General features: G+C 41.8%; 1 protein-coding gene. It reads right to left on the bottom strand.

Annotated elements, in window-relative coordinates:
* The coding region (locus tag GBI16_RS18310) for an IS3 family transposase (RefSeq protein WP_151707625.1) at positions 1–589 on the bottom strand (589 nt) is incomplete at both ends.

Below are 589 nucleotides of genomic sequence, written 5' to 3'. Positions count from 1 at the left end.
GAATGATGAATCACATTCTTTGGCATGCCTCGATCGTGCAATGCTTGCTCCAATGCATCGAGCACCATATCTGTATTCATTCGTGTAGATACTTTCCATCCAACAATTGCTCGTGAAAACACATCAATAATAAAGGCGGTATAGACCCAGCCTGAATGAGTTTGAATATACGTAAAGTCAGCAACCCACAGCTGATCTGGATGATCAGCACTAAAATTACGTTTCACTAAATCATCTGCTCTTTTTTGATCATCTCGGCTACGGGTGGTTTGTTTATTCTTACCACGCCAAACACCTTGTATACCTAGCTTCTGCATCAATCGAGCAACTGTACAACGTGCAATAACATAACCTTCACGTTTCAATTGTTGCCAGACCTTACGCACACCATATCGACCTGAACTTTCTTTCCAAATTCGTTTGATTTGCTCAGCATGATGCTCATCATGTAGATCTCGTTTCGCTCGATGTTCCCTTGCGAAGCAATGCTTCTCATCGCAGAGATCTAGAGTCCGGTAATAGGTTGAAGCTGCGATCGGTAAAATCCTACAAATCGCATCAACACCATATAAGTCTTTATTGTTATGGA

It is taken from the genome of Acinetobacter sp. TUM15064 (assembly GCF_008980265.1).
In the GTDB taxonomy this organism is placed as follows: Bacteria; Pseudomonadota; Gammaproteobacteria; order Pseudomonadales; family Moraxellaceae; genus Acinetobacter.
This window is presented reverse-complemented; position numbering and strand designations above follow the sequence as displayed.